This window comes from Lapillicoccus jejuensis, from assembly GCF_006715055.1.
GTDB lineage: Bacteria > Actinomycetota > Actinomycetes > Actinomycetales > Dermatophilaceae > Lapillicoccus > Lapillicoccus jejuensis.
Genome location: NZ_VFMN01000001.1, coordinates 4,527,343 through 4,548,109, shown reverse-complemented (window position 1 = coordinate 4,548,109; position 20,767 = coordinate 4,527,343). Strand labels below are relative to the sequence as shown.

Here is a 20,767-nt window from a genome sequence, read left to right as displayed (position 1 = left end):
AGGAGACCATCATGGCCGGCGGCTACGACCCCCTCGCCGCCCAACGCGGTCCGGGAGAGCCGGAGTTCGACGTCCTGCTCGCCGGAACCGTCTTCCTCGACATCATCTTCACCGGGTTGCCCGCGTTGCCGACCGGCGGCACCGAGGTGTGGGCCGAGGGGATGGGCTCGTGCCCCGGGGGCATCGCCAACCTCGCGACGGCGACGAGCCGGCTGGGCCTGCGCACCTCGCTGGCCGCCGCCTTCGGCGACGACGACTACGCCGACTTCTGCTGGCGCACGCTCGAGCAGCAGGAGGGGGTCGACCTCAGCCGCTCCCGGCGCTTCGACGGCTGGCACTCGCCGGTCACCGTGTCGATGGCGCTCGACCACGACCGGGGGATGCTCACCCACGGCCACCCGTCCCCGCTGACGTCGAACCAGCTCATCGGTGAGCCGCCGACGACCCGCAGCGTCCTCGTCGACCTCGCCGAGGCGTTCGACGGCGAGGGCCCGTCGTGGGTGGAGCAGGCGGCCGCCTCGGGGGCCCTCGTCTTTGGCGACATCGGCTGGGACGCGAGCGGGTCGTGGTCACCCGCGGTCCTCGACCGGCTCGAGCACTGCCACGCCTTCCTGCCCAACGCCCCCGAGGCGATGGCCTACACCCGGGCCGACACCGCGCACGACGCGCTCTACTCCCTCGCCGACCGCGTCCCCCTCGCGGTCGTCACGCTGGGCCCGGAGGGGGCCATCGCGATCGACGGCACGACGGGGGAGGAGGCGTCGGTCCCCGCCCTGCGGGTGCCGGCCCTGGACGCCACCGGGGCGGGCGACGTGTTCGCCGCCGCGCTCGTCCTCGGCACGCTGCGCGGCTGGCCGCTGGGGGACCGGCTGGCCTTCGCGACCCTGTGCTCGTCGCTCGCGGTCCAGCAGTTCGGCGGCTCGCTCGCCGCCCCCGGGTGGGGCGACCTGGCGGACTGGTGGCACGCCGCGCGCTCCGACCCGGCGACGACCGCCTACGCGACCGCCGTCCGGCGCCGGTTCGCGTTCCTCGACGACGTCCTGCCCGACCAGCAGACGCTCGCCACCGGCGCCCCCGTCCGGCGGGCCGCCGCGACGGTGGCCCGCCAGTCCGACGCCTGACCGGCCGTCGGGGGAGAGCCGGTCAGCGGCCGGACTCGGTGTAGCCGCGGTCGCCCTCGAGGGCGGCCTCGACCCGGCGGGCGGTGAAGTCGGTCGCGCGGGCCCGGACCAGCGCGGGGGTGAGGAACTGCGCGTCGCGGATCTCCCTCTCCTGCTTGACGATCCGCGTCACCGTGTCGGCGGGCATGGTACCGCCGTCGAAGACGAGGCAGAGCGCGTCGTCCCAGCCGCTCCACGGCGGCAGCCAGTCGGTGAGCAGCAACCGGCCGGCGGGCACGGTGAGGCCGAGCTCCTCCTCGAGCTCGCGGGTGACCGCGTCGCGCGGTGACTCGCCGACCTCGACGACCCCACCGGGCAGGTCCCAGTCGCGCTTGTAGGTCAGCTGGCACATGAGGACCCGGCCCTGCTCGTCGCGCACGAGCATCTGCGCGATGGCGCGCTTGCGGGGCAGGAACGAGTTGAGCAGGGTGCGGAAGCTGCTGGGGTCCGACAACGGCGGGTCGTCGCTCACCCGGCCCAGGAGGACCTCCTCCCGGCTGTCGCCGTCGGCGTCCGGCCCCAGGCGCGCGACGCCCTCGCGGCGCAGCCCGGCCCGGGTCGCGGTGCGCAGCGCCGGCCCGTTGTCGCCGGCCACGCGCGCGCTCACCCGTCCCAGCCCGAGGCCGCCCTGCCCGGTCTCGGTGAGGGACCAGTCGACGAGCAGCCGCAGGGCCCGCGAGCCGATGCCGCGGCGTCCGTGCGCGGGGTCGACCCGCCAGCTGAGGACGCCCGACCCGTCGTCGCCGACGGCGACCGAGGCCCGCCCGACGACGCTGCCGCCGGCCAGGACGTCGTACGCCGTCGCGTGGTCACCGTCGTCGCCCTGCGCACGAGGGCGCAGCACGACGGCCCCGTCCGTGAGCTCCGGTCGGTCGTGCGCTGGGCGACTCACGACCCCACTGTAACCAGCGGTATCCGGGGGGCGGGGTGCGCCTCCTTGCTGGTGGGGAGCGCGCCGGACGCTCCGCCGGCAGTCGGGGGGACCGAAGGAGGTCGTCATGAGCCTGCCCCTGCTGCGGGCCCCGGAGTCCTGGCCGACGTGGTGCGTCGGCGCGATCGCCATGCTGCTGCTGGCCGGGCTGGACCTGGTGGGAGCCGTCGCGGCCAAGGAGTGGTCGCGGTCGGGTGACGCGGTCCCCCTGGCCGGTGGGGTCGCGGCGTTCCTCGTGCTGTTCTGGGTCTACGCGTCGTCGCTGCAGTACGCCGAGCTCGCCGTGGTGACCCTGGGGTGGGTCGTCGTTCTCCAGGTCGGGCTGCTCGTCCTCGACCACGTCCGGTACGGCGTCCGGCTGCCGCTCGGCTCGTGGGTGGCGGTCACGGTCATCCTGATCGCGCAGGCGTACCTGCTGCTCGCGCCGACCGGCACGAGCGAGGGCGGGTGAGGCTCACCGGTCGGCGTCGGCGAGCGCGGCCTCCACCTCGGCGGTCGTGGGGACGGCGTCCTGCGCGCCCGGGCGCTGGACGGCGAGCGCGGCCGCGGCGGAGGCCCGCCGCATCGCCGTGGCGTCGTCGAGCCCGGCCGCGAGGGCCGCGCACAGCACCCCGCAGTAGGTGTCGCCGGCCCCGACCGCGTCGACGGCGCGCACGACCGGGGCGGGGACGACGAGCGGCTCGCCGCACCGGCGCTGGAGCCGTGACCCGGCGGCCCCGAGGGTGACGAGCACCGCGGGGACGGTCTCCAGCAGCGTCCCGACGAGGTCGTCCAGCGACCGGTCCGCCCCACCGGCGAGGTCGGCGGCCTCGTGCTCGTTGACGATGAGCAGGTCGACCTGCTCGGCGAGGGCCGGGACCAGGGGAGCCGACGGCGCCGCGTTGAGGACGAGGAGCGCACCGGGCCGCCGCGCGGCGGCGGCCCCCGCCACGACGTCCTGCGGCACCTCGAGCTGGGCGAGCACGACGTCCGCGGTGGCCACGACCGCGCACGCCGCGTCGTCGACGGTGAGCGCGGCGTTGGCGCCGGCGACGACGAGGATCGTGTTCTCGCCGCCGGCGTCCACGGTGATGACGGCCAGGCCGGACGGCTCGCCGTCGAGGCGCGCGAGCGCCGTGGTGTCCACCCCGTCCCGCTCGAGCGCCGCGGCCAGCGCGTCGCCCTCGGCGTCGGTGCCGACGGCCCCGACCATCGCCGTGGCCGCGCCGCCCGCGCGGGCGGCCGCGACCGCCTGGTTCGCGCCCTTGCCGCCACCGGAGCGTCGTACGGCGTCGGCGAGGAGGGTCTCCCCGGGGTGCGGGTGCCGGGCGGTCGTCACCGTGAGGTCGGTGTTGAGGCTGCCGACGACGACGACGCGCCCCGCCCGGCCGGCGGGCGGCTGCTCGGGCACCGGGGTCAGCGCGGCTCGAGGACGAAGACCGGGATCTCGCGGTCGGTCTTCGTCTGGTACTCGGCGTAGGGCGGGTAGGCCTCGACCGCCCGCTCCCACCACTGCGCGCGCTCGTCGCCGGAGAGCTGCCGGGCGCGGTAGGGCCGCGTCTCGCGGCCGTCCTGCAGGTCGAGGTCGGGGTTCGCCACGAGGTTGGCGTACCAGGTCGGGTGGGTGGGGGCGCCGCCCTTGCTGGCCACGGCGGCGTACGCGCCGTCGTGCTCGACCCGCATGAGCGGCACCTTGCGCAGCTTGCCGGTCTTCGCTCCGCGCATGGTGAGGACGACGACCGGTCGGTCGGCCACCGTCGTGCCGGTGGTGTCGCCGCGCGCCTCGATCTCGGCGACCTGGTCGCGCACCCAGCCGACCGGGCTGGGGGCGTAGTCCTCGTCGGGGGTGGACGGGCTCGTGTTCTCCTCGTGCTCCATGCGCCCATGACACCACGAGCGGTGGCGCGGCGGGGGACCGCCCGAGGCTCAGGTGCGCAGGGCCCGCGGAGCCGGCTCGTCGAGCAGCGCACGGACGCTGCGGCGCCCGGCGGCGTCGAGGTGGCCGCCGTAGTACGCGTAGAGGCTCCGGGTCGCGTCCCGGGCCGCGCGCTCCCCGTCACCGGCCCGGATCGCGTCGAGCACCTCGCGGTGGTGGGCCAGCGACCGGCGCATGAGGGCGCGCGCCCGGGTGGGGCTGTGGCCGCCGGCCTCGTCGATCCGCTCGCGGACCAGGCGCAGGACGACCTCGCGGACGGCGGCCGTCCCGACCTGGACGAGGAGGTTGCCGCTGGCCGCCGCGACCGCGTCGTGGAAGCGGACGTCGGCCTCGGAGAACGCGGCGTGCCCCTGCTCGACCCGGCGCTCCATGTCCGCCACCGCGTCCTCGATGGCCGCCAGCTGCTCGGCGGTCCGCAGCCGGGCGGCGAGCCGGCAGGCCGCGCCGTCGAGGACCATCCGCGCGGCCAGCACCTCGGCGAGCGACATCGCCCCCGCGCCGGCGAGCCGGCTCAGCTGCTTGCGCAGGTGCGCCGGGCCGGGGGTGACCACGCGCGGGCCGAGCGGGTCGCCGGGACGGGACTCGAGGACGCCGGCGGACTGCAGGACGCGCAGTGCCTCGCGCACGGTGGCCCGGCTCGCCCCCAGCTGGGTCACCAGCTCGCGTTCGCTCGGCAGCCGTTCGCCCGGCCGCAGCCGGCCCTCGTCGATGGCCTGCTCGATCTGCTCGACGATCCGCTCGTAGAGACGCACGGACCGCACCGGGGAGAAGGCCGGGGGCGTCCCCACCTCGCTCACCTCAGGCCGCCCGGTCACCCAGCGTGACGGGGAAGGCCGGGACCGCCGCGGCGGGGCGCGCGGCCTCGTACCAGCGGGCGACGGCGAGGACGCCAATGTCGTCGAACCGGCGCCCGCCCAGCTGCACGCCGACCGGCCGACCGTCGGCGGTGAAGCCGCAGTTGACGGTCGCCGCCGGCTGCCCGGAGAGGTTGTACGGCGCCGTGAAGCCGATGTGCGCCATGCCGCGGTCCTCGTCGCCGAACGGCATCGGCCACTCGGCGGGGAAGGCGGCCACGGGCGCGACCGGGGACAGGACGACGTCGTACGCCTCGGTGGCGGCGACGGTGCGCCGCTGGATCTCCATGATCGAGCCGTAGGCCCGCAGGACGTCGGTGCCGGAGGCGCCCGCCGCGTTGCTCACCCACCGGCTGACGAAGGGCAGGATGCGCTCGCGGCCCTCGGGGGTGAGCGCCTCGTGGTCGACGAGCGAACGCACCCGCCAGAACAGGTCGAGGTCGGCGAGCAGCCGCGGCTCCATCCACGCAGACATCGGCTCGATGCGGGCGCCCGCGGCGGCGAAGGTGTCGGCGACCAGCCCGACCGCGGAGGCGACCTCGGGGTCGACGTCCATGCCGCACCCGGCGTCGAACAGCACGCCGACGCGCAGCGCCGACACGTCGAGGGTGCGGTCGTCCCAGTCGATCGGGGTGGTCGGCAGGGCGGTCCAGTCGCGGGCGTCGGGGCGGGCGAGGACCGACATGAGCAGCGCGCAGTCGTCGACGGTGCGGCAGAGCGGGCCCGCGACCCGGCCGAGGTACGGCGCGTCGAGCGGCACCCGGCCGGCGCTCGGCTTGAGGGTCGCGAGACCCAACCAGGTCCCGGGGAGGCGGATGGACCCGCCGATGTCGGTGCCGACGTTGAGCGGGGCGTACCCGGCGGCCGCCGCCGCGCCCGCACCGGAGGACGACCCCCCGGTCGTCCACGACGGGTCCCACGGGCTGCGGGTGATCCCGTGCCGGCTCGAGACGCCGGAGGAGAGCATGCCCCAGTCGGGCATGACGGTGGACCCGAGCACGACGCCGCCGGCCTCGGTCACCCGGTCAGCGACCGGCGAGCTGCGCTGCGGCACCACGGGATCGGCGCCGGCGTGGCCGGCCGGCATCGGCACCCCGGCCCGGGCCAGGTTCTCCTTGAGGGTGACGGGGACGCCGTCGAGCGGGCCCAGTGCCCGCCCCTGCGCCCAGCGCCGCGCGCTGGCCTCGGCCTCGCGCGCGGCGGTGTCCGAGGACCGTACCCAGAAGGCGTTGAGCTCGGGCTCGCGGGCGTCGACCACGGCCTCGACCGCGGCGAGGACGTCGGGTGGGGAGAGGGTGCCGGCGGCGTACCGGGCGGTGAGCTCGCGCGCCGTGAGGCGGGCGGTCTCGAGGACGGACTGGTCACTGCTCACGGGGGCTCTTCCCTGGACGGAGGTCCTTGACAAGCGACGGGACCCTCGACAGATTAGCCAGCACCCCGCCGGTCGTGCACTGGTCAGACCAGTGACGTGAGGACGCCAGGAGCCCCCGTGAGCCGATCCCGCTCGACCACCGCCCGCGCGCTCCTCGCCGGGACCGCGACCCTGGCCGTGCTCCTCTCGGCCTGCTCCGCGGGGTCGACCGCGAGCGGCGGCGCCAGCGGCGGGTCGGGCGGTGGGGCGGGCTCGTCGGCCGCCATCACCATCGGTCTCGTCGCCGAGCCGGCCAGCCTCGACTTCACGACGACCGACGGTGCCGCGATCCCGCAGGTGCTGCTGACCAACGTCTACGAGACGCTGGTCAAGCAGGACCAGGACGGCAAGATCGTCGGCTCGCTGGCCAAGGACTGGAAGGTCAGCGACGACAGGAGGACCTACACGTTCGACCTGCAGCCGGACGCGACGTACACCAACGGCGACCCCTTCACCGCCGCCGACGCCGTCGCCTCGATCACCGCCGTCAAGTCGACCTGGACGGTCTCGCTCAAGGCGGCCATGGACGTCGTCTCCGAGGCGAAGGCGGTGTCCGACCACCAGCTGCAGGTGACGCTGAGCAAGCCGAGCAACGACTGGCTGTTCCGGATGACCACGCGCATCGGCGCGATGCTCGACCCCAAGGCCCTCTCGACGATCGCGACGCAGCCGGTCGGCACCGGCCCCTACGCGTTCGCGCAGTGGAACCGCGGCGACTCCATCGTCCTCAAGGCCAACCCGTCGTACTGGGGCACCAAGCCGACCTACCAGACCGTGACCTTCAAGTACTTCAAGGACCCGACGGCGCTCAACAACGCCCTGCTGTCCGGGACGATCAACGTCATCGGCACGGTGCAGGCGCCGGAGTCGCTCGCGCAGTTCGAGGGCAACAGCAAGTACCAGGTCATCGAGGGGACGACCAACGGCGAGGTCGTGCTGTCCTTCAACAACAAGAAGGCGCCGCTCACCGACCAGCGGGTGCGCGAGGCGGTCCGCTACGCCATCGACCACAAGGCGCTGATGGACACCTGCTGGGCCGGCAAGGGCACGCTCATCGGGAGCATGGTCCCGCCGACCGACCCCTGGTACGAGGACCGCACCGGCGACTTCCCGTTCGACCAGGCCAAGGCCAAGCAGCTGCTCGCGGCGTCGGGCAACGCGACGCCGACGCTGCGGCTGCGCATCCCCAACCTGCCGTACGCCGTCTCGTGCGGCCAGGTCGTCAAGAGCCAGCTCCAGCAGGTCGGCATCACCGTCCAGCTCGACCAGCTCGAGTTCCCCGCCGCCTGGCTGCAGACGGTCTTCAAGGACCACGACTACGACATGTCGATCGTCGCGCACGTCGAGCCGCGCGACCTGCCCGCCGTCTTCGGGAACCCGGACTACTACACCCAGTACGACAACACCGAGGTGCAGGCCGACATCGCGGCGGCGGACCAGGGCACCGAGCAGGAGCAGGTCGCCGACCTGAAGAAGGCTGCCGCGACCATCTCGACGACCGCGGCCGCGGACTTCCTCTTCCTCCTGCCCAACCTCGTCGTCGCCGACAAGGACGTCACGGGGCTGCCGAAGAACGCCATCACCGAGTCCTTCGACCTGACGACCCTCGGCCGGTCGTGACGTCGGGTGGTCCTGCGCCTGCTGCGACGGCTGCTCGTGCTGCTCGTCGGCCTGGCCGCCTCCTCGGTGGTCGTCTTCGCCTTCATGGCCGTCCTGCCGGGCGACCCGGCGCGGGTCGCCCTGGGGGTCAACGCCTCCGAGCCGGCGGTGGCCGAGCTGCGTCGCCAGTTCGGCCTCGACCGGCCGCTGCTCGTGCAGTACGGCGACTGGGTGCGGGGCCTGCTCACCGGTGACCTCGGGCAGTCCTACGTCTCGCGCGCGCCGATCGGGCCGCAGGTCCTGGACCGGCTCCAGGTGACCCTCATCCTCGTCGTCACCTCGATGGTGGTCGCGGCCCTCGTCGCGCTCCCGCTCGGGGCGTGGAGCGCTCTGCGCCACCGGCGCCTCTCCGGGCTCGTGCTCTCGGCGCTGTCGCAGGTGGGGGTCGCCGTCCCCGCCTTCCTCGCCGGCATCCTGCTCATCACCCTCTTCGCGGTCCGGCTCGGCTGGCTACCCGCCAACGGGTGGACCCCGCCCGCGCAGGACCCGGGGATGTTCGTGCGCCAGCTCGTCCTGCCCGCGCTGTCGCTCGGGCTCGTCCAGGGGGCCGTGCTCACCCGCTACGTGCGCAGCGCCGTCCTCGACGTGCTGCGCCAGGACCACGTCCGCACGGCCCGCGCCACCGGGCTGAGCCCCGGTCGGGTGCTGTGGCGCCACGGGGCCCGCAACGCCGCCGTCCCGGTCGTCACCGTGCTCGGGCTGCAGCTGGCGACCCTGCTCGTCGGGGCCGTCGTCGTCGAGCGGGTCTTCGTCATCCCCGGCCTCGGCAGCCTGCTCCTCGACGCGGTCGGGCAGCGCGACCTCAAGGTCGTCCAGGACGTCGTCATGGTCCTCGTCCTCGCCGTGCTGCTGGTCAACGTCGTCGTCGACCTGCTGTACGTCGTCATCGACCCCCGGCTGCGGACGGCGTCCCGGTGAGCGCCGACCTCGGGGCCGGTCTGCCGGCGAGCGCGCTCGGTGCCGTCGCGCCGCGGCGGAGGCGGGTCGACCCGAGCCTGGTCGTCGGGGGCGTGCTCGTCGCGCTGACGGTGGTGGCGGCGATCGTGTCCTTCGTGTGGACGCCGTACGACCCCACCCTCGTCGACGCGACCCAGCGCCTGCAGGGGTTCTCGTCCCGGCACCTGCTCGGCACCGACAAGTTCGGCCGCGACGTGCTCTCGCAGGTCCTCGTCGGGGCGCGGACGACCCTCTTCGTCGGGGTCGTCGCGGTCGGGGTCTCCGCGGTGGTCGGCGTGCCCGTGGGGGTCGTCGCGGCGATGGGACCGCGGTGGCTGGGCGAGCTGCTCATGCGCACCAGCGACCTCGTGCTCGCCTTCCCGGCGCTGCTGCTCGCCATCATGCTCAGCGCGGTGTACGGCGGCTCGACCCTCGTCGCGATGGTCGCCATCGGCATCGCGACCGTGCCGAGCTTCGCCCGTCTCGTGCGCAGCGGCGCGCTACAGGTCATGTCCCAGGAATACGTCCTCGCCGCCCGGGTCGCGCGCCGGCCGGCCTGGGCGATCGGCCTTCGGCACGTGCTGCCCAACGTCGCGAGCCTCGTCATCGTCCAGGTCTCGGTGTCGTTCGCGATCGCCGTCCTCGCCGAGGCCGCCCTGTCCTTCCTCGGTCTCGGCACCCCGCCGCCGACACCCTCGTGGGGGCGGATGCTCCAGGAGGGGCAGGAGCTGCTCTTCGTCGCGCCCCGGCTCTCGATCGTCCCCGGGGTCGCCATCGCCCTCGCGGTGCTCGGGTTCAACCTGCTGGGTGACGGGCTGCGCGACCTGCTCGACCCGCGGCTGGACGACCGGCGGTGAGCGCCGCGACCAGCGGGCCGACGACCGGGCCCGAGCCGGTGCTCGCGGTGCGCGGCCTCGACGTCGGGGTCCACGACCTCGGGCTCGTCCACGACGTGTCCTTCGCGGTCGGGCGCGGCGAACGCGTGGGTCTCATCGGCGAGTCCGGCTCCGGGAAGTCCCTCACCGGGCTGTCGCTGCTGGGGCTGCTGCCGGAGGACGTCCGCGCGACCGGCTCGGTGCGCCTCGCCGGCGTCGACCACGACCTCGTCGGCGCGAGCGAGCGGCAGCTGGCGGCCGTCCGGGGCCGGCAGGTGGCGATGGTGTTCCAGGAACCCATGACGGCGCTCGACCCGACGATGCGGGTGGGCGACCAGGTCGCCGAGGCGCTGCTCGTGCACCGCACCGTGCCCGACCGGGGGACGGCGCGCCGCCGGGCCGTCGAGCTGCTCGACCGGGTGCGGCTGCCCGACCCCGGGCAGGCCGCTCGCGCCTACCCGCACCAGCTCTCCGGCGGTCAGCGCCAGCGCGTCGTCCTCGCCATCGCGCTGGCCGACGACCCGGCGCTGCTCGTCTGCGACGAGCCGACGACCGCGCTCGACGTCACCGTGCAGGCGCTCGTCCTCGACCTCGTCGTGCGGGGGGTGCAGGAGCGGGACGCCGCGCTGCTGCTCATCACCCACGACCTCGCCGTCGTCGCCACCGCGTGCGAACGGGTCCTCGTCATGTACGGCGGCCGGATCGTCGAGGCGGGGCCCGTCGAGCAGGTCTTCACCCGTCCCCGCCACCGCTACACGCAGGGCCTCGTCGCGGCCTCCGACCTGTCCGTCACCGACGAGCGCGGTCGCCCGGTCAGCATCCCCGGCTCGGTGCCGCCCGCCGGTCTCTTCCCGCCCGGCTGCGTGTTCCGCACCCGGTGCGCCCACGCCGACGCGACGTGCGAGGAGCGGCCGGGCTGGACGCCGTACGGGCCGGGGGAGGGCGATGGGGGCTTCGCCTGCCACCACCCCGCCCCTGCGTCCGAGACCTCGGCGGCGCCGGCCACCACCGTCTCGGACGCTGCGCGGTCGGCGACGGAGACGTCCGAGAGGTCGGCAGCGACAGCCACCGACCCCTCGGACGCTGCGGGGGTGGGGGTGAGCGTGCGGGACGTCGTGCGCGACTACCGGCGGCCGCGGCGGTCGCTGCGGCAGCCGGGGCCGGTCGTCCGCGCGCTGCGCGGGGTGAGCCTGCGGGTCGAGCCGGGGGAGCGGTTCGGGGTCGTCGGGGAGTCGGGGTGCGGCAAGTCGACGCTGCTGCGGCTGCTCGCCGGGCTCGACCGGCCGACGAGCGGCACCGTCGAGCTGACCGGCGCCGACGGGCCGACCACCCCCGGTCGGCGCGAGCAGCCGCAGCTGGTCTTCCAGGACCCGACGGGCTCGCTCGACCCGCGGATGCGGGTGCGCGACGTCGTCGCCGAGCCGCTGCTGGCCACCACCCGGGACCGGGCGGCGCGCGAGGCCCGGGTCGCCGAGCTGCTCGAGCAGGTGGGGCTGCCGCGCGAGGCCGGCGACCGGTTCCCGCACCAGTTCTCCGGCGGCCAGCGCCAGCGCATCTCGATCGCCCGGGCCCTCGCCCCGCGCCCGGGGCTGCTGCTCGCCGACGAGCCGGTGAGCGCCCTCGACGTCTCGGTCCGCGCCCAGGTCCTCGGGCTGCTCGCCGACCTCGTCGACGAGCTGCGGGTCACCCTCGTCCTCGTCTCGCACGACCTGTCCGTCGTGCGCCACCTGTGCGACCGCGTCGCCGTCATGAGCGACGGCGAGGTCGTCGAGACCGGCCCGACCGAGCAGGTGTGGTCCGACCCCCAGCACCCCTACACCCGGCGGCTGCTCGCCGCCGTCCCGTCGATGGAGCGCGCCCTCGCCGGGGCGGGCACCCGCGACCTCGCGGCGGCCGAGCTCGACCGGCTGACCCCCGAGCCCGCGCAGGAGGCCCGATGACCGCCACCCCCCGTCCCTGGCCGGACGGCCTGCCCGTCGGCGACGGGTGGGTCGCCGACCTGCCGTCCCAGGACGTCCGCTTCCCGTACGACGGCTCGCTCGTCGCCCCCGCGCCGGTCGGCGATGCCGCCCTCGCCACCCGCGCCGTCGACCACGCGGTCGCCCTGCGCGGTACCGTCGGCCGGCTGCCCTCCCACGTGCGCCGGGCCGCCCTGCGCGGCACTCACGCGGCGCTCGCCGCCCGACGCGAGGAGCTCGAGCGGCTGCTCGTCCTCGAGACGGGCAAGCCGCTCGTCGACTGCCGGGTCGAGGTCGAGCGCACCCTGCTGACCTGGGAGACGGCCGCGGAGGAGGTGGCCCGGCTGCACGGCGAGACCGTGCCGCTGGACCTGCTGCCCTCGGGTGACGGGCTGCTCGGCTTCTGGGTGCGCAAGCCGATCGGGGTGGTCGTCGGGATCGCCGGCTTCAACTACCCGCTGCTCCTCGCCTCGCACAAGGTCGCCCCCGCGCTCGCCGCCGGGTGCCCGATCGTCGTCAAGCCCGCCCCGCAGACGCCGCTCGCCACGCTCTGGATGGTCCACCTGCTGCGTGAGGCGCTCGTCGCGGCCGGGGCGCCGGCCGGGGCGGTGCAGCTGGTCACCGGCGGCGTCGACGTCGGGGTGGCCCTCACCACCGACCGGCGGCTCGGGGCGGTCTCGTTCACCGGGTCGGCCGACGTCGGCCACCGGATCGCCCGCGACGCCGCGCCGACCGAGGTCCTGCTCGAGCTCGGCTCGAACGCCGCGCTCGTCGTCGCGGCGGACGCCGACCTCGACGCCGCGGCCGACGCCGTCGTCCGCGGCGGCTACTACGCCTCCGGGCAGGCGTGCATCAGCGTGCAGCGCCTCGTCGTCGTCGAGGCCGTCCGTGACGCCTTCCTGGGCAAGGTCTCGGCCAGGATGGGCGAGGTCGTCGTCGGGGACCCCCGCGACCCGGCCACCCGGGTCAGCGCCCTCATCGACGCCGGCGCGACCGCGCGGGTCGCCGAGTGGCTGGGGGAGGCGGTCGACGCCGGCGCGCGCGTCGTGCACGGCGGTGACGTCCGGGACGGCGTCGTCGCGCCCACCCTGGTCGCCGACGTCCCCGACGGCGTCCGCGCCTGGGACGAGGAGGTCTTCGGGCCCGTCGTCGCCGTCCGCACCGTCCGCGACCTCGACGAGGCGTACGACGTGGTCAACGCCTCGCGCTACGGCCTGCAGGCCAGCGTCTTCACGTCCTCGCTCGACACCGCCTTCGAGGCCGTCGACCGGATCGAGGCCGGCGGCGTCATCGTCAACGAGGTGCCGGGCTTCCGCTCCGACGTCATGCCGTACGGCGGTGTCAAGGACTCCGGCGCCGGCCGCGAGGGACCGCGCTTCGCCATCGAGGAGCTCACCGTCACGCGGATGGCCGTCATCCGCCCCCGCACCCGGAAGGACCCCCGCCCATGACCGACCCGACCCAGGAACCCTCGTCCCCCGACTACTTCTCCGTCGCCGACGGCCCGCGCCCCGACTACGCGCGGCTCTTCCGCCTCGACGGGCGCACCGCCCTCGTCGTCGGCGGCGGCAGCGGCATCGGCCGCGAGAGCGCGCTCGCCCTCGCCGCCCAGGGCGCACGCGTCGTCGTCGCCGACCGCGACCTCGCCGCCGCCGAGGCGACGGTCGCCGAGGCCGACGGGGCGTCGTACGACGGCGGGTTGGTGACCCACGAGCTCGACGTCACCGACGAGGACGCCGTACGGCAGTCCGCGGCCGAGCTCGGCGTCGTCGACACCCTTGTGTTCACCGCCGGCACCAACGTGCGCAAGCGCGTCCTCGACTACTCCGGCGAGGAGTTCGACCGGGTCGTCGGTCTCAACCTGCGGGCCGCCTTCGACCTCGTGCGGGCCTTCGGTCCCGGGATGGCGCAGCGCGGCCGCGGCAGCATCATCGGGCTCGCCTCGATGCGCGCCGTGATGGTGGAGCCGGGGCAGGGCGTCTACGCCGCGACGAAGGCGGGGCTGCTCCAGCTGCTGCGGACCGTCGCGGCCGAGCTCGGACCCCAGGGGGTGCGCGCCAACACCATCGCGCCGGGCGTCGTCGGCACGCCGCTGACCACCCAGATCCGCGCGGACGAGGAGTGGGCGGGCGCCTACGCGACGAAGAGCGCGCTGGGGCGGTGGGCCCACCCGGGGGAGATCGCCGGCGCCGTCGTCTACCTCGCCTCGGACGCGTCGAGCTTCGTCACCGGCAGCCAGCTCGTCGTCGACGCGGGCTGGACCGCGGTCGACGGCCGGTTCACGCCGCCGGGCTGAGCCGTGCCCGACGAGCAGGGTCGTCCGCAGTTCGTCCTGCACGACCACCGCAAGCCCCAGCCGCACTACGACCTGCGCCTCGAGGAGGGCGGGGTGCTGCGCTCGTGGGCGGTGCCGAAGGGCCTGCCGACCGACCCGTCCCGCAACCGGCTCGCCATCGAGGTCGACGACCACGAGCTCGACCACCTGGGCTACGAGGACGAGCACAAGTCGGTCGCCGACACCGGCTGGTGGGAGGAGGACCGCCGCGACGACGGCTTCCTGGGATTCATCCTCCACGGACGGGAGTCGGTGCGGCGCTACGCGCTGATCCGCACCGAGGGCGGGCGGTTCGGTCGCGGCCGGCCCAGCTGGCTCGTCCACCTCTCGCGCGAGCAGCCCGGCCCGTGACCGGGCCGGGCTGCGTCACGAGGGTGGGGCGGGTCAGGACGAGGAGGACGTCTTCCACAGGTTGATGCCGCCCTCGACCGCGTGCCTGTCGATCTTCTCCAGCTCCTCGGTGGTGAACCCGAGGTTCTGCGCCGCCCCGACCGAGTCCTCGAGCTGCTTGACGCTCGACGCGCCGACGAGCGCCGACGTCACCCGGGCGTCGCGCAGCACCCAGGCGATGGCCATCTGGGCCAGCGACTGCCCGCGGGCCTTGGCCATCCGGTTGAGCGCGCGGACGTGCTTCATCGACTGCTCGGTGAGCAGCTTGGGCGAGAGCGACTTGCCCTGCGAGGCGCGCGACCCGGCCGGCACGCCCTTGAGGTACTTGTCGGTGAGCATGCCCTGGGCGAGCGGGGAGAACGCGATGCAGCCGGTGCCGGTGACGCCGAGGACGTCGAGCAGGTCCTCCTCGACCCAGCGGTTGAGCATCGAGTACGACGGCTGGTGGATGAGCAGCGGGGTGCCCATCGAGCGCAGGATCTCCACCGCCTCCCGGGTGCGGTCGCCGCTGTAGGAGGAGATGCCGACGTACAGCGCCTTGCCGGAGCGCACGGCGGTGTCGAGGGCGCCCATCGTCTCCTCGAGCGGGGTCGTGTCGTCGAAGCGGTGCGAGTAGAAGATGTCGACGTAGTCGAGGCCCATCCGCTGCAGCGACTGATCGAGGGAGGCGAGCAGGTACTTGCGCGAGCCGCCGCCCTGACCGTACGGACCGGGCCACATGTCGTAGCCGGCCTTGCTGCTGATGACGAGCTCGTCGCGGTAGCGGCGGAAGTCCTGGGCGAAGATCGTGCCGAAGTTGCGCTCGGCCGATCCGTAGGGCGGGCCGTAGTTGTTGGCCAGGTCGAAGTGGGTGACGCCGAGGTCGAAGGCACGGCGCAGCACGGCGCGCTGCCGCTCCAGCGGCACGTCGTCGCCGAAGTTGTGCCAGAGCCCGAGCGACACGGCGGGCAGGTCCAGCCCGCTGCGTCCGCACCGTCGGTACGGCGTCTGCTGGTAGCGCGATCGGGAGGCCTGGTAGTCGTCCGCGTGGAGGGTCACCCGCCCATCCTGCCCGAGCCGGCGGAGCGCGTCAGGTCGCCCCGTGCCGACGGGCCGCGTGCTGCTGCTGCTCGAGCGACGGGGCCAGGTCCCAGCCGCGCGCCAGCAGCGCGTCGACCTCCTGCGTGGCCCGGGCGAGACGCTCCTCGCGGTCGCCCGCGACCTCGACCCACCGGGCCGGCCGGGCGGCCAGCACCTGCCGGAAGCCCTCGTGCATCGCCGCCCGCCGGCGCTCGCCGTCGGCCCCCGCGCCGCGCGGCAGGGGGACGTCGTCCGGCGAGGTCAGCAGGTACAGGTCCGGCACCCGCTGGGCAGCCAGCGCCTCCAGCCGGGGGGAGCGCGACCCCACGTGCCGCTGGTGCCAGACCGCGGCGGCGAGGACGTCGGTGTCGCAGAGCAGGAGCGGTCGGGGGGTGCGACGCGCGGCGGCGTCCTCCCCGGCGGCCTGGGCCTGCGCGACGAGATCGAGCTCGACGTCCTGCCAGGGGGCCCCGGGCCCACCCGGACGGGCGACCGCCCAGGCCCGCACGTACTCCGGGACCCAGGGGACGCCGTACCGGTCGGCGAGGTCGCTGGCCAGCGTCGTCGTCCCGCTGGACTCGGCGCCGAGGACGACGACCCGCTTGGCCAGGTGGGCACGGGCCGCGGCCGGCAGGGCCCACCAGTGACCGGGAACGTCGCGCCGCACGGCGGTGCTCGAGACGGTGAGCGACGAGCGCTCGGGGTCGACGCGCACCCACTCCGCGTCGAGCCGGTGGGCCAGCTCCTCACCGTACGCGTCCGAGGTGAAGACCGCCCCGACCGGCCCGTCGGCGGGGTCGAGCAGGCTGCGGATCACGCCCGTGTGGTGCTCCCAGGCGGCGGCCGACTCGAAGTCGATCTCGGCGTCGTCGACGACCGAGGTCACGCGCGCCGTCGGCGCCTCCTCGACGAGCCACTGGACCCGCAGCGGAACGGGGATGGACTCGGTGCTGCCGCCGAGCACCTCGACGGTCACCCGATCGCAGCGCGACAGCGCGGCGCGCACCAGCGCCAGGTGCCCGACGTGCGGGGGGTAGAAGGTGCCGATGACCAGTCCGTGCCGGAAGCGGCGTCCGCCCTTCCCGGCGACGTGCGAGGGCGCCGGAGCGGACACGGTCGCCCGCCGGTCGAGGCTGTCGCTCACGGATACCCCTGCTCTGTCGGTGCGGCGGCGTCGACCTCCGAATCTAGCCGAGCGGGAGCGCGGCGTCCGGTGAATCCGGTTGACCCCGACGGGTCCGTGCGACGAGGGGTCCCGCGGTCAGCTCTCGCAGCCGATGCCGTCGTGGTCGGCGTCGAAGCGGTGCGGGTCGGGTTGGCGCACAGGGAAGTTGCGGTACGGGATCTGCGAGCAGTCCAGGTCCGGGGGCGGCGGGGGGAGGCAGATCGTCGGGTACGACGGGTCGCACCGGGTCGTGGGCGCGGGCGGCGTCGGGGACGTCGTCACCTCCTGCCAGCGCAGGTACCAGGTGCCGGTGGACGGGCGCCACACGACCTGGTCGGCGGCCGAGGTCCCGAGGAAGTCACCGGTCTGCGGCACGTCGCCGGGCAGGCCCCAGGTGACCGTCGCGACCCCGCGCTCGTACCAGGTGCCGGTCGACGGGCGCCAGACCGCGAGCTCGGGACGGCCGTCGCCGGAGTAGTCGGCCGGGACGGGCACGTCGCCGTTCAGGCCCCAGGCGACGGTCGCGATGCCGCGCAGGTACCACGTGCCGGTGGAGGGACGCCAGACGGCGAGGTCGGAACGGCCGTCGCTGTTCCAGTCGCGGGGGACGGGGACGTCGCCGTTCAGGCCCCACGCGGTCGTCGTCACGCCCCGGACGTACCAGGTGCCGGTCGACGGCCTCCAGACGGCCAGGTCCGCCCCGCGCGTCCCGTTCCAGTCCCGGGCGACCGGGACGTCGCCCTGGAGGCCCCAGACGACCTTGGCCACGCCGCGGATGTACCAGGTGCCGGTCGACGGCCTCCACACCGCCGGGTCGATCCGACCGTCGCCGGTGAAGTCGGCCACGACGGGCACGTCACCCGCGACACCCCAGCTGAACGTGGGAAGGCCCTGGATGTACCAGGTCCCGGTCGAGGGTCGCCACACCGCCAGGTCGCGGCGCCCGTCACCGGTGTAGTCGCCGGCGACCGGGACGTCTCCGTTCATCCCCCACACCACCCTGCTCGTGCGGACCACGGTGGCCGCGTCGACCGCCGGCGCGGCCACGAGGGACCCGGCACCCGCCCCCACCAGGGCGGCGACCGAGGCCACCACCATCCGCACCGTGCGCCGTACCCGCATGGTCACTCCTTCGTGAGCTGTCGTCGACGTCGGGCTGGGAGGAGCCTGGGAGCCCTGATCCGGCACATCAGAGCACGCCGGGTCCCACCCGGGGGACGGAACCGGCGAAACCGGCCGACCCTCGCCGGGGTCCGTCCGCCAGGCGGGACGGGGGGTTCACCACCCGGGCGGTCGATGTCCTAGCATCGGTGCAGGTCATGAGTGTCAGCGACAAGCCCCGGCTCGCTGACCGGCAACCCTCCACTCGCGGTGGGGTGCCCCGGGTGAGGACCTGGTCGCGGACCCTCGGGTCCCGGCAAGCGCGGGGCTCCGGCTCCCGCACCGTCGACGGTGCGCCGACCGTGTCGCCGACGAGAGTGTTCCATGTGCACGACATGAGTTCCGAGGAGACGACATGAGCGACACCCCGAACTGGTCCTTCGAGACCAAGCAGGTCCACGCCGGTCAGGCGCCCGACCCGACGACCGGCGCGCGGGCGCTGCCGATCTACCAGACGACCAGCTACCAGTTCCGCGACACCGAGCACGCCGCGAACCTCTTCGCGCTCAGCGAGTTCGGCAACATCTACACGCGGATCATGAACCCCACGCAGGACGCCATCGAGCAGAAGGTCAACGCGCTCGAGGGTGGCGTCGGGGCGCTGCTCACCGCGTCGGGCCAGGCCGCGGAGACCCTCGCCATCCTCACCATCACGCAGGCCGGCGGGCACGTCGTGGCCAGCCCGTCGCTCTACGGCGGCACCTACAACCTGCTCAAGTACACGCTGCCGCGGCTCGGCATCGAGGTCACCTTCGTCGAGGACCCGACCAGCCTGGACTCGTGGCGTGCCGCCGCCCGGGAGAACACCGCCCTCTTCTACGGCGAGACGATCGCCAACCCCAAGGCCGAGGTCCTCGACATCGAGGGCGTCGCGGGTGTCGCCCACGAGGTCGGGGTGCCGCTCGTCGTCGACAACACCATCGCGACGCCGTACCTCATCCGGCCGCTGGAGTGGGGCGCCGACGTCGTCGTGCACTCGGCGACGAAGTACCTCGGCGGGCACGGCACGACCGTCGCCGGCGTCATCGTCGACGGCGGCACGTTCGACTACGCGCAGGACCCGCAGCGCTACGCCAACTGGAACACCCCCGACGAGAGCTACCACGGCCTGGTCTACGCGCGGGACCTCGGCGTCGGCAGCCCCTTCGGCGCCAACCTGTCCTTCATCCTCAAGGCGCGCGTGCAGGGCCTGCGCGACACCGGCGCCGCCGTCTCGCCGTTCAACGCCTTCCTCATCGGCCAGGGCATCGAGACGCTGAGCCTGCGGGTCGAGCGGCACGTCGAGAACACCCACAAGGTCGCGACGTTCCTCGCCGGCCACGCCCAGGTCGAGAAGGTCGTGTGGGCGTCACTGCCGGACAGCCCGTCGTACGCGCTCGCGCAGAAGTACGCGCCCCGCGGCGCGGGCGCGGTGCTCGCCTTCGAGATCGAGGGCGGGATCGAGGCGGGCAAGCGGTTCGTCGAGGGGCTGAGCCTGCACAGCCACGTCGCCAACATCGGCGACGTGCGCTCGCTGGCCATCCACCCGGCGTCGACGACGCACAGCCAGGGCGGCGACGAGGACCGGCTCGCCGCCGGGGTCACGCCGGGGCTCGTGCGCCTCGCCGTCGGCATCGAGCACATCGACGACATCCTCGCCGACCTCGAGCAGGGCTTCACCGCGGCCAAGGTGTCCTGAGGGCCCTGCACCACGGGAATCGCGCGCGGGCGGGGCGGGTTGGCCCCGTACGACGCCCGCCCGCCGCGACCCGAGGAGCACCTCCGTGCCCGGACTGTTCGACCCGATCACCCTGCGCTCGCTGACCGTCCGCAACCGCGCCTGGCTGGCGCCGATGTGCCAGTACTCCAGCGACGAGGGCCTGCCGAACGACTGGCACCTGGTCCACCTCGGTGCCCGCGCCACCGGCGGTTTCGGCCTGCTGCTCACCGAGGCCGCCGCCGTCTCGCCCGAGGGACGGATCTCGCCGCAGGACGCCGGCATCTGGAGCGACGACCAGGCCCAGGCGTGGGAGCGCGTCGTCGACGTCGTCCACGGCCAGGGCGCCGCCATCGGGACCCAGCTGGCGCACGCCGGCCGCAAGGGCTCGACCTACCGGCCCTGGGCGCCGCAGCACGGCACCGTCCCCGCGGCGGACGGCGGCTGGGTGCCGGTCGGTCCGAGCGAGGAGCCCTACCCGGGCTACGACGCCCCGCAGCAGCTCGACGTCGAGGGCATCGCCGAGGTCGTGCGCGACTTCCGCGACGCCGCGGTCCGCTCGGTCGACGCCGGCTTCGACACCGTGGAGCTGCACGCCGCCCACGGCTACCTGTTCCACGAGTTCCTCTCCCCGCTGTCCAACCACCGAGACGACGCGTGGGGCGGCTCCTTCGAGGGCCGCACCCGGCTGCTGCTCGACACCGTCGACGCCGTCCGCGGCGCGATCCCCGACGGGATGCCGCTGCTCGTGCGGATCTCCGGCACCGACTGGCTCGAGGGCGGCTGGGACCTCGAGCAGTCCGTCGAGCTGGCCCGGCTGATGGCGCCGCGCGGGGTCGACCTCGTCGACGTGTCCTCCGGTGGCAACGCGCCGGCGTCGATCCCCGTCGGCCCCGGCTACCAGGTGCCGCTCGCGGCCGGGGTGCGCTCCGGCGCCGGTGTCGCGACGGGCGCGGTCGGGCTGATCACCGAGCCGGTCCAGGCGGAGAAGGTCCTCGCCAACGGCGAGGCCGACGTCGTCCTGCTCGCCCGCGCCGCCCTGCGCGAGCCCGCGTGGCCGCTGCGCGCCGCGCACGAGCTCGGCGTCGCCGTCGACGACGCCCCCTGGCCGCCGCAGTACACCCGCGGCACCTGGCCCACCGCGTGAGGGACGACTTCTTGCTCCGGATGTGCCCGTCCTGACCCGGATCCGGCCCGAGAAGGGCGCATCAGGAGCAAGGAGTCGTCCCCTCCCTGCTGACAGCGGCCGAAACCGCGTCGAG

Annotated in this window: 19 protein-coding genes and 1 riboswitch; of the genes, 11 read left to right on the top strand and 8 right to left on the bottom strand. The window is 74.8% G+C overall.

Annotation, left to right across the window (positions count from 1 at the left end):
* The first annotated feature begins 11 nt into the window (after positions 1–11).
* A complete protein-coding gene (locus FB458_RS21005) occupies positions 12–1,121 on the top strand; it encodes a PfkB family carbohydrate kinase (protein WP_141850203.1) in 1,110 nt (369 codons plus the stop codon).
* Between the two features lie 22 nt (positions 1,122–1,143).
* On the opposite strand, the gene FB458_RS21000 is transcribed toward FB458_RS21005, so the two are convergent.
* The gene (locus FB458_RS21000; protein ID WP_170185782.1) at positions 1,144–2,052 is read right to left on the bottom strand and encodes an NUDIX hydrolase; all 909 of its coding nucleotides are present in this window, start codon (positions 2,050–2,052) and stop codon (positions 1,144–1,146) included.
* A 106-nt stretch (positions 2,053–2,158) separates the two neighbouring features.
* Between FB458_RS21000 and FB458_RS20995 the strand changes: the two genes are divergently transcribed.
* Positions 2,159–2,542, top strand: coding sequence for a hypothetical protein (locus tag FB458_RS20995; protein ID WP_141850201.1), 384 nt, complete (start codon positions 2,159–2,161; stop codon positions 2,540–2,542).
* A gap of 3 nt (positions 2,543–2,545) precedes the next feature.
* On the opposite strand, the gene FB458_RS20990 is transcribed toward FB458_RS20995, so the two are convergent.
* Genes FB458_RS20990 through FB458_RS20975 form a run of 4 tightly spaced genes read right to left on the bottom strand, consistent with a single transcriptional unit; the run spans position 2,546 to position 6,232 of the window.
* Entirely contained in the window at positions 2,546–3,481 is a 936-nt protein-coding gene (locus FB458_RS20990) for a PfkB family carbohydrate kinase (RefSeq protein WP_141850200.1), read from the bottom strand.
* Positions 3,482–3,486: 5 nt separating this feature from the next.
* Positions 3,487–3,948 (bottom strand): nitroreductase family deazaflavin-dependent oxidoreductase, encoded by a 462-nt coding sequence (locus FB458_RS20985; RefSeq protein WP_141850199.1) that lies wholly within the window; start codon positions 3,946–3,948, stop codon positions 3,487–3,489.
* Between the two features lie 48 nt (positions 3,949–3,996).
* Positions 3,997–4,794 (bottom strand): FadR/GntR family transcriptional regulator, encoded by a 798-nt coding sequence (locus FB458_RS20980; RefSeq protein ID WP_141850198.1) that lies wholly within the window; start codon positions 4,792–4,794, stop codon positions 3,997–3,999.
* A 10-nt stretch (positions 4,795–4,804) separates the two neighbouring features.
* Positions 4,805–6,232 carry an amidase gene (locus tag FB458_RS20975; protein WP_141850197.1) on the bottom strand — a complete coding sequence of 476 codons (1,428 nt, stop codon included), beginning with the start codon at positions 6,230–6,232 and terminating at the stop codon, positions 4,805–4,807.
* Positions 6,233–6,349: 117 nt separating this feature from the next.
* Between FB458_RS20975 and FB458_RS20970 the strand changes: the two genes are divergently transcribed.
* The 7 genes from FB458_RS20970 to FB458_RS20940 are packed head-to-tail and all read left to right on the top strand — an operon-like array spanning position 6,350 to position 14,385.
* Positions 6,350–7,891: an ABC transporter substrate-binding protein gene (locus FB458_RS20970; RefSeq protein ID WP_141850196.1), complete on the top strand. Its 1,542-nt coding sequence runs from the start codon at positions 6,350–6,352 to the stop codon at positions 7,889–7,891.
* A 6-nt stretch (positions 7,892–7,897) separates the two neighbouring features.
* Positions 7,898–8,848: an ABC transporter permease gene (locus tag FB458_RS20965; RefSeq protein WP_141850195.1), complete on the top strand. Its 951-nt coding sequence runs from the start codon at positions 7,898–7,900 to the stop codon at positions 8,846–8,848.
* The gene (locus FB458_RS20960; RefSeq protein ID WP_170185781.1) at positions 8,845–9,723 is read left to right on the top strand and encodes an ABC transporter permease; all 879 of its coding nucleotides are present in this window, start codon (positions 8,845–8,847) and stop codon (positions 9,721–9,723) included. The genes FB458_RS20965 and FB458_RS20960 overlap by 4 nt, the downstream gene beginning before the upstream one ends.
* Positions 9,720–11,681, top strand: coding sequence for a dipeptide ABC transporter ATP-binding protein (locus FB458_RS20955; protein WP_246061437.1), 1,962 nt, complete (start codon positions 9,720–9,722; stop codon positions 11,679–11,681). Before FB458_RS20960 ends, FB458_RS20955 begins: the two co-directional genes overlap by 4 nt.
* A complete protein-coding gene (locus FB458_RS20950) occupies positions 11,678–13,150 on the top strand; it encodes an aldehyde dehydrogenase family protein (protein ID WP_141850194.1) in 1,473 nt (490 codons plus the stop codon). The genes FB458_RS20955 and FB458_RS20950 overlap by 4 nt, the downstream gene beginning before the upstream one ends.
* On the top strand, positions 13,147–13,995 hold the full coding sequence (locus FB458_RS20945; protein WP_141850193.1) for an SDR family NAD(P)-dependent oxidoreductase: 849 nt from the start codon (positions 13,147–13,149) through the stop codon (positions 13,993–13,995). Before FB458_RS20950 ends, FB458_RS20945 begins: the two co-directional genes overlap by 4 nt.
* A gap of 3 nt (positions 13,996–13,998) precedes the next feature.
* Positions 13,999–14,385 carry a DNA polymerase ligase N-terminal domain-containing protein gene (locus tag FB458_RS20940; protein WP_141850192.1) on the top strand — a complete coding sequence of 129 codons (387 nt, stop codon included), beginning with the start codon at positions 13,999–14,001 and terminating at the stop codon, positions 14,383–14,385.
* A gap of 33 nt (positions 14,386–14,418) precedes the next feature.
* On the opposite strand, the gene mgrA is transcribed toward FB458_RS20940, so the two are convergent.
* The 3 genes from mgrA to FB458_RS21695 form a co-directional block, all read right to left on the bottom strand.
* A complete protein-coding gene (gene mgrA / locus FB458_RS20935; RefSeq protein WP_141850191.1) occupies positions 14,419–15,462 on the bottom strand; it encodes an L-glyceraldehyde 3-phosphate reductase in 1,044 nt (347 codons plus the stop codon).
* 31 nt (positions 15,463–15,493) lie between these two features.
* On the bottom strand, positions 15,494–16,627 hold the full coding sequence (locus FB458_RS20930) for an AAA family ATPase (protein WP_246061436.1): 1,134 nt from the start codon (positions 16,625–16,627) through the stop codon (positions 15,494–15,496).
* A gap of 117 nt (positions 16,628–16,744) precedes the next feature.
* Positions 16,745–17,770, bottom strand: coding sequence for an FG-GAP repeat domain-containing protein (locus FB458_RS21695; protein ID WP_211356118.1), 1,026 nt, complete (start codon positions 17,768–17,770; stop codon positions 16,745–16,747).
* Between the two features lie 193 nt (positions 17,771–17,963).
* Positions 17,964–18,078, top strand: a riboswitch (SAM riboswitch).
* Between the two features lie 86 nt (positions 18,079–18,164).
* Between FB458_RS21695 and FB458_RS20920 the strand changes: the two genes are divergently transcribed.
* Entirely contained in the window at positions 18,165–19,487 is a 1,323-nt protein-coding gene (locus FB458_RS20920; protein ID WP_141850190.1) for a bifunctional o-acetylhomoserine/o-acetylserine sulfhydrylase, read from the top strand.
* Positions 19,488–19,572: 85 nt separating this feature from the next.
* Positions 19,573–20,652 carry an NADH:flavin oxidoreductase/NADH oxidase gene (locus FB458_RS20915; protein WP_141850189.1) on the top strand — a complete coding sequence of 360 codons (1,080 nt, stop codon included), beginning with the start codon at positions 19,573–19,575 and terminating at the stop codon, positions 20,650–20,652.
* Positions 20,653–20,767: the final 115 nt, after the last annotated feature.